Source organism: Mycobacterium sp. E740 (assembly GCF_001672895.1).
GTDB lineage: Bacteria > Actinomycetota > Actinomycetes > Mycobacteriales > Mycobacteriaceae > Mycobacterium.
On the sequence record NZ_LZKP01000024.1, the window covers coordinates 1 to 16317 of the forward strand.

18 protein-coding genes are annotated in these 16317 nt (G+C 69.0%); 5 read left to right on the forward strand and 13 right to left on the reverse strand.

The window, feature by feature from the left end; genetic code table 11:
• Together mshA and A5663_RS02200 are read right to left on the reverse strand one after the other, a co-directional pair.
• On the reverse strand, nucleotides 1-912 hold a 912-nt coding region (mshA, locus tag A5663_RS02195), incomplete at its 3' end, for a D-inositol-3-phosphate glycosyltransferase (protein WP_068143469.1).
• A 36-nt stretch (nucleotides 913-948) separates the two neighbouring features.
• Nucleotides 949-2226, reverse strand: a complete 1278-nt coding sequence (locus A5663_RS02200) for an ROK family transcriptional regulator (protein WP_068143440.1) — start codon at nucleotides 2224-2226, stop codon at nucleotides 949-951.
• Nucleotides 2227-2407: 181 nt separating this feature from the next.
• Between A5663_RS02200 and A5663_RS02205 the strand changes: the two genes are divergently transcribed.
• Nucleotides 2408-3166, forward strand: coding sequence for an SDR family oxidoreductase (locus A5663_RS02205; RefSeq protein WP_068143442.1), 759 nt, complete (start codon nucleotides 2408-2410; stop codon nucleotides 3164-3166).
• A 5-nt stretch (nucleotides 3167-3171) separates the two neighbouring features.
• Here the strand turns inward: A5663_RS02205 and A5663_RS02210 are convergent, their stop codons facing one another.
• A complete protein-coding gene (locus A5663_RS02210; protein ID WP_068143444.1) occupies nucleotides 3172-4473 on the reverse strand; it encodes an Ig-like domain-containing protein in 1302 nt (433 codons plus the stop codon).
• Nucleotides 4474-4488: 15 nt separating this feature from the next.
• On the reverse strand, nucleotides 4489-5544 hold the full coding sequence (locus A5663_RS02215; protein ID WP_068143446.1) for a UDP-N-acetylmuramate dehydrogenase: 1056 nt from the start codon (nucleotides 5542-5544) through the stop codon (nucleotides 4489-4491).
• A gap of 26 nt (nucleotides 5545-5570) precedes the next feature.
• Between A5663_RS02215 and A5663_RS02220 the strand changes: the two genes are divergently transcribed.
• The 4 genes from A5663_RS02220 (at nucleotide 5571) to A5663_RS02235 (ending at nucleotide 8643) form a co-directional block, all read left to right on the forward strand.
• Entirely contained in the window at nucleotides 5571-6086 is a 516-nt protein-coding gene (locus A5663_RS02220) for a DUF2505 domain-containing protein (RefSeq protein ID WP_068143448.1), read from the forward strand.
• 70 nt (nucleotides 6087-6156) lie between these two features.
• Nucleotides 6157-6939 carry a methylase gene (locus tag A5663_RS02225; RefSeq protein WP_068143471.1) on the forward strand — a complete coding sequence of 261 codons (783 nt, stop codon included), beginning with the start codon at nucleotides 6157-6159 and terminating at the stop codon, nucleotides 6937-6939.
• Between the two features lie 40 nt (nucleotides 6940-6979).
• On the forward strand, nucleotides 6980-7795 hold the full coding sequence (locus tag A5663_RS02230; protein WP_068143450.1) for a carbon-nitrogen hydrolase family protein: 816 nt from the start codon (nucleotides 6980-6982) through the stop codon (nucleotides 7793-7795).
• Entirely contained in the window at nucleotides 7792-8643 is an 852-nt protein-coding gene (locus A5663_RS02235) for a DUF2993 domain-containing protein (protein ID WP_068143453.1), read from the forward strand. The genes A5663_RS02230 and A5663_RS02235 overlap by 4 nt, the downstream gene beginning before the upstream one ends.
• Nucleotides 8644-8646: 3 nt before the next feature.
• On the opposite strand, the gene A5663_RS22445 is transcribed toward A5663_RS02235, so the two are convergent.
• The 9 genes from A5663_RS22445 to A5663_RS02280 form a co-directional block, all read right to left on the reverse strand.
• Nucleotides 8647-10107: a zinc ribbon domain-containing protein gene (locus A5663_RS22445; RefSeq protein ID WP_082973891.1), complete on the reverse strand. Its 1461-nt coding sequence runs from the start codon at nucleotides 10105-10107 to the stop codon at nucleotides 8647-8649.
• A 5-nt stretch (nucleotides 10108-10112) separates the two neighbouring features.
• On the reverse strand, nucleotides 10113-11762 hold the full coding sequence (locus A5663_RS02245) for a S53 family peptidase (protein ID WP_231976655.1): 1650 nt from the start codon (nucleotides 11760-11762) through the stop codon (nucleotides 10113-10115).
• Nucleotides 11722-12021, reverse strand: a complete 300-nt coding sequence (locus tag A5663_RS02250) for a hypothetical protein (RefSeq protein ID WP_068143456.1) — start codon at nucleotides 12019-12021, stop codon at nucleotides 11722-11724. The genes A5663_RS02245 and A5663_RS02250 overlap by 41 nt, the downstream gene beginning before the upstream one ends.
• Before the next feature lie 118 nt (nucleotides 12022-12139).
• Nucleotides 12140-12811 (reverse strand): deoxyribose-phosphate aldolase, encoded by a 672-nt coding sequence (deoC, locus tag A5663_RS02255; protein WP_068143458.1) that lies wholly within the window; start codon nucleotides 12809-12811, stop codon nucleotides 12140-12142.
• Nucleotides 12811-13227 (reverse strand): DUF2599 domain-containing protein, encoded by a 417-nt coding sequence (locus tag A5663_RS22870; protein WP_068143460.1) that lies wholly within the window; start codon nucleotides 13225-13227, stop codon nucleotides 12811-12813. Before A5663_RS22870 ends, deoC begins: the two co-directional genes overlap by 1 nt.
• Nucleotides 13227-13511: a DUF2516 family protein gene (locus A5663_RS02265; protein ID WP_068143462.1), complete on the reverse strand. Its 285-nt coding sequence runs from the start codon at nucleotides 13509-13511 to the stop codon at nucleotides 13227-13229. Before A5663_RS02265 ends, A5663_RS22870 begins: the two co-directional genes overlap by 1 nt.
• 58 nt (nucleotides 13512-13569) lie before the next feature.
• Complete coding sequence (locus A5663_RS02270; RefSeq protein ID WP_068143463.1) at nucleotides 13570-14217, reverse strand: heparin-binding hemagglutinin; 648 nt, start codon at nucleotides 14215-14217, stop codon at nucleotides 13570-13572.
• A gap of 66 nt (nucleotides 14218-14283) precedes the next feature.
• Nucleotides 14284-14724 (reverse strand): helix-turn-helix domain-containing protein, encoded by a 441-nt coding sequence (locus A5663_RS02275; RefSeq protein WP_068143465.1) that lies wholly within the window; start codon nucleotides 14722-14724, stop codon nucleotides 14284-14286.
• 91 nt (nucleotides 14725-14815) lie between these two features.
• On the reverse strand, nucleotides 14816-16153 hold the full coding sequence (locus A5663_RS02280; RefSeq protein WP_068143467.1) for a DUF445 domain-containing protein: 1338 nt from the start codon (nucleotides 16151-16153) through the stop codon (nucleotides 14816-14818).
• Nucleotides 16154-16317 lie beyond the last annotated feature (164 nt).

The following is a 16317-nucleotide window of genomic DNA, read 5'->3' on the forward strand; positions in this document are numbered from 1 at the left end:
CGGCGGCAGGAACGTCACCCGGTCCGAGATACCCAGATCAGAGGCCAGCCGAACCAGCCCGTCGGGCGCTTCCAGCCCGCTGCCCGACGGACCACCCGCGACCAGCACGCGCACCCCCGGCAGCTTGGCGGCGGCGCGCAAAGCGACGTCAGGCGCCTTCAGCGGCTGGATGCGCCCGACGAACGCGACCACCTGCTCGTCGGTGTCGAGCCCCAACGCGGCGCGCGCGGCGCGTCGATCCCCCGGCGTGAACGTCTCCAGGTCGACGCCCGGGTGCACGACGTCGATCCGCCCCGGGTCGGCCCCGTGTATCGAAATGAGTTGCTGCGCTTCGTGTTCGGTGTTGACGATCAACCGGTCGGCCTCGTCGACCACCTGTTGCTCACCGACCGCGCGCAACGGCGGTTCGGGCGAGTCACCGTCGGCCAGCGCCGCGTTCTTCACCGCGGCCAGCGTGTGCGCGGTGTGCACCAGCGGCACCGCCCACCGGTCGCGGGCCAGCCAGCCGACCTGGCCGGACAACCAGTAGTGCGAATGGACGATGTCGTAGTAGCCCGGCTCGTGGGTCGCCTCGGCACGCAGCACGCCCGCGGTGAACGCGCACAGCTGGGTGGGCAGGTCGTACTTGTCGAGCCCTTCGAACGGCCCGGCCACCACGTTGCGGACGAGCACACCGGGCGCCACCCGCACGGTCGGCTCCTCCGACGACGACGTCGCCCGCGTGAAGATCTCGACCTCGACTCCACGGCGGGCCATCTGCAACGCGGTTTGCAGGACGTAGACGTTCATCCCGCCGGCATCACCGGTGCCGGGCTGGGCCAGCGGCGACGTGTGCACCGAGAGCACGGCCACGCGGCGGGGAGCCGGAAGGCCGGCGACGTCAGACCCGAGCAGTTCCGTTGCTAGGCGCACACGATCATGTCTACACCGTCGCCGGACGCAGGCCGCTCAGGCAGTGACTTCCTTGCGGACAGCGCGGCGCATGGCCCCGATCGGGTCGGCGTACAGCCCGCCGAGCGACACCACACCCGCGCCGGCCTCCTGCACCCGGTTGCCGAAGGCCGTCAACCGGATCTCCCGGGCCGGCATCACCGATCGCTGCGCGAACGCCGCTTGCACGTCCGCCATGCCTTCGGGGTATTCGGTGAAGGCCTGACCGCCGAGGACCAGGTCGTCGGGGTTGAGCATGTCGCGCAGCAGCGCGACGGCCTCACCCAGCACCCGCGCGCGTTCGGCCAGCAGGTCCTGCGCGGGCCGGCTGCCCTGCCGGGCGACCTTGAGCAGCGCCTGCATCGTGGAGCCGGGACCCTCCACCGGGATGACGCGCGCCTTGCGTGCGGCGATCAGCACCGCCTCGTCACTGACCGTCGACTCCAATTGCCCTGTGCCGCCGAGCAGTTCGGATTGCGCGGGCAGGGCGGCGATCGTGCCGGGGCCGCTGGCCGGCGAGTGCACCCGCCCGCCGATCGACAGCGCGTAGCCGACGGTCTCGCGGGCGTAGACGTAGAGGCTGGTCGTCGCCGACGAGTGCCTGCGCGTGCCGAGCAGCAGCTCGGCCCCCGCCATCGCGTCGACGTGCGATGCGACCGACACCGGCAGCCCGAGCGTCTCGACGAGGACCGGCCCCACCGGGGCGTCGGACCACCCGAGCCGCGGATGATCGAGGTAGCCGGTGGTGCTGTCGACGACGCCGCCCGCCGCAACGCCCACCCAGAGCGGGCGGCGACGATGCCAGCGGCTCAGATATCGGCGCGCACTTCCTGCCAGCGATGCCAAAGCTGCGGCCTGCGAGCCCCGCGGCGTCGGTGTCTCGACGACGTCGAGGGTGCGGCCGAAGAGGTCGGTGGCGACGATGCTGGTGGTCCGTGCACCGATGTGCAGACCCAGCGTGAGGAACGGCTCGTGGTTCACCTCGACGGGTACGCGGGGGCGCCCGATCGCACCGGAGACCGCGAGGTCGGCGCGTTCGCGCAGTACACCGGCCTCCACCAGCGCGGTGACCTGGCGGTTGACGGTCGCGATGCTCAGGCCGGTGACCTGGGCGATCACGTCGCGAGCGATGGGGCCGCGCAGGCGCGCCGCGCCGAACACCGAGCCGGCGGCGGCGTCGGCCACCTTCAGCGACGGCGCGACGATGTGATGGCGAGCCAACAGCGCGCGCTTGGCGTGTTGGGCGCTGCGGATCGAGGTCTTGGCGGGAAGTGTGGTGGTGACGGGCGTGCGCATTGTGTGTCCTTCACGGAGTCGGCCGGTGGGTTTCGAGGCCACACCTGGCGACTCAGCAGGACAGCGGTTCGTCCGGTATCAGTCAGGCGCGGCGAATTGCGCGACAACAACAGGAGCGCCGCGGACAGGCCTGACTGGACAACACGGGAGTGAACTTAGCACGCCAACTAAAGTTTCGGGGATGACAACTGCGCAACGCGACGATCCGGTCGCGGTGGTCACCGGCGCTAGCGCCGGAATCGGCGAAGCGACCGCGAGAACCCTTGCGGCACAGGGCTTTCACGTCGTCTGCGTCGCTCGCCGAGAGCAGCCCATCAGGGCCCTGGCCGACGAGATCGGCGGCACCGCGTTTGTGGCCGATGTCACCTCGACCGAGGCCGTATCGGCGCTGGCAGACTCGCTGGACCGGGTAAATGTGCTGGTCAACAACGCCGGCGGCGCGCGCGGGCTGGAACCGGTGGCCGAGTCCGACATCGAGCACTGGCGGTGGATGTGGGAGGCCAACGTACTCGGCACCCTGCTGGTGACCCGCGCACTGCTACCGAAGCTGATCGCGTCGGGCGACGGCCTGATCATCACCGTCACCTCGATCGCCGCGGTGGAGATCTACGACAACGGCGGCGGGTACACCTCGGCCAAGCATGCCCAAGGCGTGCTGCACCGGACGCTGCGCAGCGAGTTGTTCGGAAAACCGGTGCGGCTCACCGAGGTTGCGCCGGGCATGGTGAAGACCGACTTCTCGCTGAATCGGTTCGGCGGCGACGAGGAACGCGCCGCCAAGGTGTACGAGGGCGTCACCCCACTGGTGGCCGAGGACGTCGCCGAGATCATCGGGTTCGTCGCCAGCCGGCCGTCGCACGTCGACCTGGATCTGGTCGTGGTTCGGCCGCGTGACCAGGTCAGCGGTGCCAGCGGCTCGCGGTTCAACCGCCGCGGCTAGCTGTATCAGCGGCCGGAACGGCCGTTGACCGGCTGCGGGGCGCCCGAAGGCGTCGCGGGCGCAGTGCTCGGCAGCTGCGGGGCGTTCCCCTTCGACAGCGCCGACATCGCCTTCCATTCGTCCCACGGCACGGCCCAGTCCCAGATGTCGCCGTCGGAGTAGGACAGCTGGATCCGGGTGCCCGTGACCTCGACCGGGTCACCGTAGATCGCGCTGTTGAAGTACTGCTGCGCATCGGAGATGGACAGGTTGATGCAGCCGTTGGTGACGTTGGTGTTGCCCTGGGCGCCGGAGCTGGCCGGGTTGGCGTGGATGAACTCGCCGTTGTTGGAGATCCGCACCGCATACCGCTCGCGCACGTTGGCATAGCCGGCCGCGGGATTGGTCATGTAGAAGTCCTCGTACTTCTCGCTGACGACGTGGACTCCGCTGCGGGTGACGTTCCGGTCCAGGTCGCCCTCGCCGTAGCTGCACGGGAAGTCCATCAGCACCGCACCGGCTCCGTCGAGCACCTGGATGCGGTGCGACGACGCCTCGGCCTTGACGACCTGGCGGCGGCCGATCTCGAAGCTCAGCGTCGCGTCCTGCGCGCCGAACGCGCCGTCGCCGAACGGCACGCCGTACAGCTTGGCCTCGACGTGCACCTTGGTGCCGGCCGGGTAGTACTCGCGGGTGCGCCAGTGCACGCGGGAACCGCCGACCTCGTCGGGCAGCCACGCCCAGCTGCCTTCGACGGCCGGTTCGGTGGTGACCTTGAGCGCCTTCTCCACCGTCGCCTTGTCGCTGATCGATGCGTCGAACTGGATGATGATCGGAGCAGCGACGCCGACCACCTGACCGTCGGCGAGCTGGAACTGGCCGCTGACCTGCTTGCTGGGATTGACCGTGGAGAACGAGCCGGCGACCGGCACCGCTTTGCCGTCGCGGCCGACGACCGAGCCCTTCCACGTGTACTCGACGCCGTAGCCGAGCGGCTCGGTGGTCCGGAACTCGGTGCGGTCGCGGTTGAGCGCGCCGGCGACGACTTTGCCTTCGGGGTTGGTCAGCGTCACCCGCTGGAACCAGCCGTCGGTGACGTTGACGCCGACCAGTTCGGTCGGGGCGACGTCGGTGGCGTCGTTCGCGGGCTTGAAGCTCAGCGACGGCGCTTCTGGCGCGGACTGTTTCTGCGTCGACGACGACTCGTCGTTCTTCGTCATGCACGCGGCAAGCGCCCCCGGCGCGACGACACCGACGGCCAGTGCGGCCAAGGCGCGCCGTCGGGTGAACTCCGGCGACGACGCGTCGGAGGCGGGGGCAGTACTCACGTGAAGTCAGCGTACCTACAGCGAACAGCCGACCAGGACCGGCTCGGCTGTGAGATCGATCCCGAACTTCGCTCGAACACCGTCGCGCACCGTCGTGGCCAGCGCGATCACGTCGGCGGTGGTGGCGCCGCCGCGATTCGTCAGCGCCAGCGCGTGCTTGGTCGACAACCGCACGGGGGCGCCGTCGCCGGGATAGCCCTTGCCGAAGCCCGCGTGCTCGACCAGCCAGCCCGCCGCGAGCTTGACTCCGTCGGGTGCGGGATAGCTGGGCACCGGCCCGTCCTGCTCGGCGCGGATCCGTTCGAACTCCGCGGGCGGCACGACCGGGTTGGTGAAGAACGAGCCCACGCTCCAGGTGTCGTGGTCTCCCTCGTCGAGGACCATCCCCTTGTTCGATCGCAGCGAGAGCACGGCCTCGCGGACGGCGAGCGGATCGGCACGGCTCCCCGGTTCGGCGCCCAGCGCGCCGGCCAGTTCGCGGTAGCGCAGCGGCGCGCTGCGACCATCGGCGTCCAGGGCGAACTCGACTTCGAGCACGATCGCGTCGCGCGCGTGTTTGAGGATGCTGGTGCGGTATCCGAACCGCAGCTCCTCCGGCGGGGCCCACCGGTCTTCGCCGGTGCGACGGTCCAGCAGCCGCACCCGCCGGATCATGTCGGCCACCTCGGCGCCGTACGCGCCGACGTTCTGCACCGGCGTGGCACCGGCCGAGCCCGGGATTCCGGACAGGCACTCCAGCCCACCCAAGCCATGCGCCAGCGACGTGACCACGACGTCGTCCCACACCGCACCGGCCTCGGCGCGAATGACGTTGCCGTCGACGGTGATCTCGGTGTTCGCGAGATGGATGACGGACAAATCGGTCAGCTGGTCCGACAGCACCACGTTCGACCCGCCCGCCAGCACCAGCGAGTCGTCGCCCGGACCGAGGGCGCGCACCACGTCGATCACCTTCTCGGTGGTGTCGCACGTGATGAGCCGCCGGGCGACAGGTCCGACCCGCAACGTGGTCAGCGGCGCGAGCGGCACCGCCTCCTCGACGGACGCACCCCCTAGTTGCGCACTGGCCACGGCCGGTAACGGTAGCGTGGCCAGCTATGCCGCGTTCCTTCGACATGGCCGCCGATTACGACGGCACCGTCGAACAGGTGCACGGGGCATTCTCCGACGAACGGTACTGGCTGGCACGGCTGACCGATTCCGGCGCCGACGTCTACTCGCTGGACTCGATGATCCGCGATGGGACGGGCGGAAGCGACGGCCTCTACATCAGAACGACTCAGACGCTGCGGGCCGACCGGTTACCCGGGGTGGTGACCCAGTTTCATTTCGGCGACCTGAGCTTCGTGCGCGAGGAGACGTGGGGCCCGGTCAACGACGGCAAAGCCGTTGCGACGGTCAGGGGGTCGATTCCCGGCGCGCCCGCCGGGCTGTCCGGCACCGCGGTGCTGAGTCCGCGCGGTAGCGGTTCGCGGCTGGAGCTCACCGTGGAGGTCGAGGTCCGGGTGCCGCTCGTCGGCGGCAAGATCGAGAACTTCATCGGCAGCCAGCTGGTGAACCTGCTGATCGCCGAGCAGCGCTTCACCACGGAGTGGATCGCCGAAAACGCTTGATCGACAAGAGTTTCGCCGACCGCACGGCGTGGATCAGGGCGAACGCTTCGCGCAGTCCTACACTCAGGCCATGAGCGGGCCGATCGGTCAGCTGACGCGCGGCACCACCGGCTACAACCGGTTGCGCCGCAGCGACCGCTGGCTCGTGCATGCGCCGCGGGTGCGCGCGACGCTGCTCTCCGCCGGCGATCCGCTTGTCGTGGATCTCGGCTATGGCGCGCTACCCGTAACGACGCTGGAGCTGGCGGCCCGGCTTCGCCTGGTACGCAACGATATTCGCGTCGTTGGACTGGAGATCGACCCCGAGCGGGTGCACTCGGCGCGTCAGGCACGAACCGACTCCGTCGAATTCGGTCTCGGCGGTTTCGAGTTGGCCGGGATGCGCCCGGTGCTGGTGCGCGCGTTCAACGTGCTGCGCCAGTACCCGGTCGAAGCCGTCGGGGAGGCGTGGTCCACGATGCAGCGACAGCTCGCACCGGGCGGGCTCATCGTCGACGGCACCTGCGACGAGCTCGGCCGGTGTTGCTGCTGGGTGCTGCTGGACGCCGACGGGCCACTGAGCCTCACGCTGGCCTGCGATCCGTTCGCGATCGAACGTCCGTCGGACCTCGCGGAGCGCCTGCCCAAAGTGCTGATCCATCACAACGTCGACGGCCAACCCGTACACGCGCTGCTGAGCGCCGCCGACCACGCCTGGGCCAGCGCGGCGGGACACGGGGTGTTCGGCCCGCGGGTGCGGTGGCGTGCCATGCTGGAGTTGTTGCAGCACAACGGGTTTCCCGTTGAGCCGGCCCGCCGCCGGATGCGCGACGGGGTGCTGACGGTGCCGTGGTCGGCCGTCGCACCGATCTGACCAGCCGCTCGGGAGCCGGCGGCACGCGTACCCTGGGCGCATGCGGATTGCCCTGGCGCAGATCCTCAGCGGCACCGACCCTTCGGCCAACCTCGCCTTGGTCGAGGAGTACACCCACCGCGCGGCGGACGCCGACGCACGGATGGTGCTGTTCCCCGAGGCGACGATGTGCCGGTTCGGGGTGCCTCTCGCCCCGGTCGCCGAACCACTGGACGGGCCGTGGGCCTCGGGAGTGCGGACGATCGCCGAGCGCACGGGGATCGTCGTCGTCGCCGGGATGTTCACGCCCTCTCATGACGGACGGGTCTTCAACACGCTGATCGCGACAGGCCCGGGTGTCGACGCGCACTACGAGAAGATCCACCTCTACGACGCGTTCGGTTTCCAGGAGTCCAAGACCGTCGCACCCGGCCGCGAGCCGGTCCTGATCGACGTCGACGGCGTGCGCGTCGGCCTGACGCTGTGCTACGACGTCCGCTTCCCCGAGCTGTACGTCGAGTTGGCCGAGCGCGGCGCGCAGTTGATCACCGTGCACGCGTCGTGGGGCAGCGGGCCGGACAAGCTCGAGCAGTGGACCCTGCTGGCCCGCGCCCGTGCCATCGACACCACCGGCTACCTCGCTGCGGTCGACCAGGGCCACCCGAACGAAGAGGTCGCGGCTCTCGGCCCGACCGGGGTGGGCGGCAGCCTGGTCGCATCCCCGATCGGCGAGGTGGTGTCGTCCGCGGGCACCAACCCGCAGCTGCTCGTCACCGACATCGACGTGCCCGGCGCGCAAAAGATCCGCGAAACAATCGCGGTGATGCGCAACCGCGCAGACTTCACCCGTCGCGATAAGGCACAATCGCGGTCGTGACCGACCCGTGGGCCCACCAGAACCAACCGCCGCCGCCACACGGCCAGGTCCCGCCACCTGCACCGCCGCAGCAGGGCCCGCCGACGGAGCCGCCGCCGTCGGGGTCGAAACTGAAGAACCTGTTCCGCGATCCGCTCTCGATCGTGCTGGTCGTGGTCATCGTGGTGGCGCTCGCGCTGGCCGCTGTGCTGGGGGGCGAGCTCTACGCCCGCCACCGCGCGGATGACGTCGTCGCCCGCGCGACGTCCTGCGTCGTCGAAGACGAAGCCAGTGCGTCTTTCGGCGTCATGCCGCCCTTCCTGATCCAGCACATGACGGGCCACTACACGAACATCCACGTCGAAACCGCCGGCAACCAAATCCGTGACGCCAAGGGCATGAAGGTGCAGCTGTCGATCGACGATGTCCGGCTCGAGGACACGGCCGACTCCGGCGGGTCGATCGGCTCGCTGGTGGCCGACATCTCCTGGTCCTCAGAGGGCATCCGCCAGACCATCACCGACTCCATCCCGCTTATCGGCTCGTTCGTCTCCGGCGTCACGACCAACCCGTCCGACGGCACGATCGAACTGCAGGGCGCACTCGGCTCCATCAGGGCCAAGCCGGCGGTGGCCGACGGCGGAATCACGCTACAGGTACTCGAGTTGACCGGGCTCGGCTTCACGCTGCCGCGCGAGACCGTGCAGCCGGCGCTCGACGCGTTCACCACCCAGTTGACGAAGAATTACCCGCTGGGGATCAAGGCCGACTCGGTCGAGGTGACCGACAGCGGTGTGGTGAGCCGGTTCTCGACACACAACGCCCAGATTCCGAAGGACAATCAGGACCCCTGTTTCGCGGAGCTGTGACCGTCAGCCGGCGACGCCGCCCCAGCGAAAACTGTTGACGTACTTGCCCATATCGAGGGCCAGCTGCAGATTCGCGCCCGACGGATGGCCGGAACCGAAGTCGCGGCTGAACTCCCGGTACGGGCCTATCGCGGCTGCGGCCAACGCGTAGTCGTCGCGCACCGCGACCATCACGATCAGCCGCAGACGGGTGAAGCTGCCGTTGGCGTCCTGGGGATAGTCGTCGGCGACGACACCGTAGCCGGGCTGGTAGCCGACCATCGCGTTCGGAATCTCGTATTGCGTTGTGGCGTCCGGATATTCTTCGTCGATGAGGTGTTCGGTGATCTGTTTGGGCGTGCGGCCCCCGGCGGGCAGGCCGAACAGTTCCAGTGTTCCGGTGTCCCCGCCGGTGAACTCCAGCACGACCCCGTCGGGGTCGAGCGTGGCCCGGTATGCGGTTCCGGGACCGGGGTATTGAACGGAAAAGGCCCCGTCCTGCGCGTAGAACCGCGGGTTGGATTCGACGGGCTCGCCGATCGGTGGCCGCCCGCAGTCTGGTGGGCAGACGATCCTGGCGACCTTCGGAGTGGTCGCCACCGCGACCACGACACCGGCGACGGCCGACACGGCGAGGCCCACCGCGAGCGTGCCCAGCACGCGCGCCGGACCAGCCTGACCCGCGCGTTGCGGGCTAGGGGCCGCGGACCGCTGCGCGATGTGCAGGGCGCACAAGGCGACCACGACGATGCCGACATGCACTCCCAAGTGCAGAATGTTCGGCACCGGCGCATACTCGATCACGCCCATGAGCGCGTAAAGCGCAAGCGTGACAACCACACTCGCGACCAGCGCACGAACCCGCCCTGCCCACAGCGCGATGCCGGCCAGCCCGCCGAGTGCGGTCGCCGTGACCGGCAGCACCAAGCCCTGGATGCCCGCCTGCACCAGCAGCCCTTCGATCGACCGTCCCTCGGCCGTCACCCCGGTCGCGAACTGCGGAACCAGACGGGTCGCGGTCGCCGCGGCCGTGAACACGACGGCGCTCAATGCGCCGACCGCATAGCCGTCCAGTGGTTCGCGGAACGGACGCAGCAATCGAAAGACCACCGGCGGAACGAGCATGAGAATGCCGCTGGCCACGGGAATTCCGACTGCCTCCCACAGCCTGCCCATATCGGGCTCGCTCACCCCGAGCGCGACATCCTGAGAATCGGCGACGATCGCTCCTGTCGCCAGCACCCAACCGATGCCGAGGCCCGCGGCCGCGAGCGCGGACAACGCCAACAGTCGCGCCGGCACATCGTCGTCGATACGCGCCGCATGGAGGTACACCACGAACACCAGCGCCACGCCGACCACGGCGGCACCGATCATCGGCGCCTGCCACCGCAGCACCGCGAATCCCGCCAGCAGTACCGCCAGCACCACCAATGCCAGACGGAACGGAACTCGCGAGCGAGGTGCCAGATGAGGAAACAACATGCCCGTCAAGGGTTCTGGCCGCCGTTAGGGCCGCGTGCGTGCCGTCCCTTCAGCCCTCGCTGGACATCGAGCAGATTGCGGGCGAGGTTGTAGGTGTTGGGTGTGCCCAACCCGGTCACCAGGTCGTAGCCCGGCATGGCCAGGTCGACGGCGTTGCCGCCCCGATGCACATCACGAAAGCCCGGCCGGGCCGACCCGGCGGCGACCCGGTACAGCAGCGGGTTGAGATCTCCCACCGGTTTCCCGCCGTTGGCCACCAGGTACTCGTTCATCAACACCGTCAACGCCGCCCAGATCGGCGCCGACTGTGACGTGCCGCCACCGACGACCTCCTGCTGACCGAAGATGAACCGCACACCCGTGAACGGATCGGCGACGGCTGCGACGTCGGGAACGAGGCGGCGGCCTGCGCTGTCCCGTTCCACCGACAACTGGTCTTGCCACGTCGGCCGCGCGAACAGTTTCGACACCCCGCCGCTACTGCCTTGCGACAACGGCGAATCCACCCAGGCGTCCTCGGCCAGCCACTGTCCGCGCGTGCCAGTCGACAGCGTCGTGCCGCCCACCGAGGTCATCGTGGGCAGCGACGCGATCGCGTCGAGGCCGATGTCGTCTGGGCCGGGCGGCGCCGACCACCGTTCTCCCCCTTTGCATTCCAGGCCGCCGGTGTCCCCGCTGGCGTCGAACGCCGAAGTGCCACGCCGCTGGGCGGCCGCCAACGCCGCCTCCACCGGAGCGAGATCAGCCGCGCTGACGAACGCCTCGCAACCCCACCCGATCGACAGGCTCCACACCGCGCCCGGATAGTCGCGGTCGACCGACTCGAACAGCCTGCCGATCTTCTCGTACGCGCCGTCGCCCTCCACGGTGGGCCTGGCGTTGACGACGACCAATCGGGCTTCGGGCGCAATGGCGTGCGCCATCTGAAGATCCATCGCGGACTCGCCGTGAGATTCGGCCGGCTTGCCGCCGACGATCTCGGGGCTGAACCGCGGCAGGCCGGACGAGTCGGCGAACCGGTCGAGGTCGTCCTGCTCGGCGCTGTCGAACGCGAATATCACGATCGTCGAGCCTTTTCCGGTGAAACCGGCGTCGGCGAGCGGTTTCGCGTTGTACGCCGACAGCAGCCCCTCGGGCGTCAAGCCGCCCTTGGGCACATCCAACGGATGGAAGTCGGGTGTCTTCGTGCGGTACGGGGTGTAACTCATGATCCGGCCGACGCCCGTGACCACGGGGCGCAACTCCGACGGAACCGTCGGTTGCGCCGGCGATGCGTAGAAGAGCTCGCCCTTCGGCGCGCGGTAGTCGCGCACCGGCACGCCGAACGCGCCGGCGACGTCGGCGGCCGCACCCTCGACGATCGCCCACCGATCACCGGGCCGCCATCGCACCCACAGGTTGTGGGCCGCGGTCCAGTGCATCAGCGCGTCGGGCTGCCCGGGCCCGTCCAGCGTCACCGTGAGCTGAGCATCATCCGAACGCGACGGGCCGAGATCGGTCGAGCTGGCCAGCAACGCCGCGTACGGGCCCGTGATCACGGCGGGGCTCCGCGACGCGCATGCCCCCGACGCGGCGATCAGCAGCGCGGCTGCGAGCAGGGCCGCAACCGCGCGCTTACTCGGCGTTGCCGCCGCGATGCCGGCCGGGCGTCGCACCGGGAGCCGGGGGTGCGTAGATCGTGGGCGAGAACGGATTGGGCTTTCCGGGATCGATGCGCGGCGCCTTCTCGGTCGGCGTCGCAGGTGCGGGCGTGGTGGTCGCCGTCGTGGTCGTCGTCGTGGTGATCGTGGTCGACGTCTCGGGCGCCTTCTCCTCCTCCTTGGAGCAGGAGACGGTGAACGCCCCCATCGCCAGGACCGCAGTCAACCCCGCCACCGCCGGAACCCTACGAAGCAAACCAGTTTGAGTCGTCATGATCGGATCCTATCCGTCGTTTCGCGTGCGCAGAGCATATCCGACGCCTCTACGCGAAGGGTGTCGTCAGCGTACAGCAAATTCGTGAACGGCGCGTAAATACTTTTCTCCGGCCGTTTCACCGCAAGCCCTCGAGCACAGCTCGGGTGCCCGAAAGCCCCAACCGGGTCGCGCCCGCATCGAGCATCGCGATCGCGTCAACCGTCGTTCTTATCCCACCGCTGGCCTTGACCTGGGGCCCTACCGTCGCCATCAGTTCCACCGCCCGCACCGAGGCCCCACCGGCAGGGTGGAACCCGGTGGACGTCTTGACGAAGTCGGCGCCCGCGTCGGCCGCGACCCGGCACGTCGTCAGCAACGTCTCTTCGTCCCCGAGCGCCAGCAGCGCGGCCGACTCGACGATCACCTTCAGTGCGCGCCCGCCGATCGCCGAGCGCACCGCGCCGACGTCGGCGCGCACTGCGTCGAAATCGCGGTGCAGCGCGGCACCGACGTCGATCACCATGTCGATCTCGGCCGCGCCGTCGTCGACCGCCAGGCGGGCTTCCTCGGCCTTGATCGCCGATCGATGCTTGCCCGAAGGGAACCCCACGACCGCGCACACGACCTGAGCCGCCGAAGCGCACTCACGGGCGAGCGAGGTCATCGACGGCGAAACACAGATCGCGTAGGTCCCGAGCTCCGCGGCCTCTGCGGCCAGCGCGCGGACGTCGCTCTCGGTGGCCTCGGGTTTGAGCAGGGTGTGGTCGACCAGCGCGGCGACCTCGGCACGGCTATGGCTGGCAGGCACTAGAACGGTTCTTCGGTACCGCCGGGGTTGCAGCCGGTCTGCACCATCGTGTCGTAGGAGACCAGCGGCCGCCACGGCTCGAGATTCCAGCTGGTCTTGCCGGGACTGTAGAGTTCTGCGAACTCCCAGTGACAGGTGAACTGCGGTTTCATCCCGGGTATGTCGGCTTCCGGCGCAAGCGCGAGCACCTGCGTCCACGCCGCTTCGCCCTGCGCCGGGCTGGCCATTCCGGACGCCTGGCGCCCAGCCGGCGTCGGGTAGACCCGCAGGGTGGACAGATCGCCCCACTTCGCCCATTCGACGTGGTCGACATAGCGCGGCGCGGGTGGCGCCGGATCGGCCGCAGCCGCGGGCGCAGTGAGCATGGGTGCCAGAAATCCGGCCGCCGAGAGGGCGGCCGCGACCACGCCGCGCACTAGCGCGACTTTCCCTGGATCTCCAGGAGCTTGGGCCGCACGTCGACCAGATACACACCGGACGCGACGGCGGCGATGGCGGGACCCATCACGGAGCCGAGCACCAACGCCAGCAATCCGGCGACGCCGAGGATCACCAGCCAGACCGGCTTGGTCAGTTTGTCGGCGGCCGTATAGGCGTCGGGCCGCTGGATCGCCGCGTGCACGAACGCGTACACCGTCATCACCAGAACGGCGATCTGCAAAAAGAAGAGGACGTAACCCACCAAGCCTTGGAGCTGCACGCTCTCCAGACTAGGCGGGTTACGTCCCCTCGGTCGACTTACCCGACTGTCGGACTGCTTACTTCTGGGTGACCTTCTTGGCCGCAGCCTTCTTCGCCGGAGCCTTCTTGGCCGGGGCCTTCTTGGCGGGCGCCTTCTTGGCCGGAGCCTTCTTGGCGACGTTCTTCGCCGGCGCCTGCTTCTCGGCGGCCTTGTCCGCGCCCTTCTTCGGCAGCTCGACGCCGACCAGCTTGGCAGCGCGCTCACCGACGGCGCGGGTCTGCGCGGCGACGTTGCCCAGCGCCTCCTGGGTCAGCTCGACGGCCTGGTCGGTGTAGCCCTCCACCCGACCGGCGGCCTCGCTGAAGCCGGGCTGGCTGCGCAGCCGCTCGAGGGCGGCCTCGCCGCGCTCGATGAGCTTGTTGTAGGTGGTCGTGGCCGCCTCGGCGTAGGTCTCGGCGAACTTGCGCAGCTCGTCGGAGTTCAGCCGCTCGCGCAGCTCACCGAACTGCGACGGCAGCTCCTCCTGCAGCCGGTCGATCCGCGCGCGGGTCTCCTCGACGCGGGTGCGCGAGTCGGTGCGGGCGTCGTCGGCGCGCTCACGAAGCGTCGCGACGATCTCGTTGACCCGCTCGAGCGCCAGATCGGCCGCACCGACGGCCGCGAGCAGCGGGGCCTTCAGGTCGTCGACGGTCGGCTGGTTCTTGGCCGGGGTGTTCTTGGCCATGGTTTGTTCCTTCCTAGGCATGTCGTTGGTGTGTCGTTTTTCTCGTGTGGTCAGTCGAAGAAGTGTCTAGTCAGTCGCCGACTCCTCTTCTGTTCCGTCACCGGTCTCGGCAACTTCGGCCTCGTGTTCGGCCTCGTTCTGCTGGCGAAACGACGTGTAGATGTCGAGCAGCACCTGCTTCTGCCGCTCGGTGATCGCGATGTCGTTGACGATCGCGTCGCGGACCTCGCTCGTCTCGCTGGGCTCGAGAATCCCGGCCCTCACATACAGCACTTCCGCCGACACCCTCAGCGCCTTGGCGATCTGGCTGAGCACGTCTGCGGACGGTTTCCGCAACCCCCGCTCGATCTGGCTGAGGTAGGGATTGCTGACGCCGGCCTTCTCGGCCAGCTGTCGTACCGATACCTGGGCGGCCTCGCGTTGCGTCCGGATGAACGTGCCGATGTCCTGGGCAGCGTTCTGCGCAGCGTTGGACACGACGACGGCAAGATTGTCATCTTGCGACATACGTGGCCCCCCTCGTGCACCGGGTATCCAAAATGCGACATCATTACCGTACGACGGGGTGCTAACTTTTGCAAGCACTCGTTAGCGCAGGTCAGAAGAGTAGCTGGGCTATCGAATAGATCACAAGACCGGCCAGAGACCCGACCACGGTGCCGTTGATCCGGATGAACTGCAGATCGCGCCCGACATGGAGTTCGATGCGCCGACTGGCCTCGTCGGCGTCCCACCGCTCGATGGTTTCGGTGATGATCGCGGTGATCTCGACGCCGTACTCGGCGACCAGGTGCTGGGCCGCCCGGCTGATCCAGTTGTCGACCTTGTCGCGCAGGTCGGCGTCGTCGCGCAGCGATTCCCCGATGTGCACGACCGAGTCCGCGATGCGGGTACGCAGCGCCGACGACGGATCATCGACGGACTCCAGGATGATGCGCTTGGCTGCCGTCCACGCCGTCTCGGCGGCACGCGCGACCTCGTCGCGGCCCATGATCTGTTCCTTGACGTTCTCGGCGCGCTGGATCGTCGCCTCGTCGTGCTGCAGATCGTCGGCGAACTCGAACAGGAACCGGGTCGCCGAGCGGCGCAGTTCGTGGTCGGGATTGCGCCGCACCTTGTCGGTGAAGTCCATCAGCTCCCGGTGGATGCGGTCGCCGACGAGATGGTCGACCCAGCGCGGCGACCAGGTCGGCGAGTCGCGTTCGACCACCCGCTCGATGACGGGCCCGGCGTTGAGCGACCACTGGAACGCGCGGTCGGCGAGCAGCTGCAGCAACGCCTCCTGCCGGCGTTCGGCGAGCAGCGTGCCCAGCACGCGACCGACGGGTGGGCCCCACTGCGGCTCGGCGAGGCGCTTGACGATCATCCGGTCGAGCACGTTCTGCACGTCCTCGTCGCGCAGCATCTCCACCAGGACGCGCAGCACCGTGGCGGTCTCGGCGGCGACCCGTTCGGCGTGCGCGCGGTCCGACAGCCACTTTCCGAGCCGGCCCGCCACCTCGGCGTCGCGCAGCTTCGTGGAGACCACTTCGGGCGACAGGAAATTCTCCCGGACGAAGGTGCCCAAGCCCTCACCGAGCTGGTCCTTCTTGCGCTTGATGATCGCGGTGTGCGGAATCGGGATGCCCAGCGGGTGCTTGAACAGCGCAGTGACCGCGAACCAGTCCGCCAGCGCGCCGACCATGCCGGCCTCGGCGGCGGCGCGCACGTAGCCCACCCACCCAGGCGCCCCGGTCGACTGCGCCCACGTGCAGAGCAGGAAGACGATCGTCGCGCCGATGAGGAAACTCAACGCGACGACCTTCATGCGCCGCAGCGCGCGACGGCGTTCGGCGTCGGCGACGGAGTCGGCGCCCGCTAGCGACTCCGCGAAGCTCGGCCGCGCCGTGCGCGGAGCCGTCGCGGCGCGTCCTGGGCCGCTGGGTCTGTGTGCCACTCCCCCATCATCCGCTACGCCGCGGACACCGGCCCGGACCGACAACCCGCGGTGTCAAGATCAGCCGTAGTATCGGGAGGACCAAGGAGCGGATAACGGGGACAGTGGCACAGCAGACCGAAGCGATCGCGGTCAAGACGGACGGCCGCAAGCGGCGATGGCAT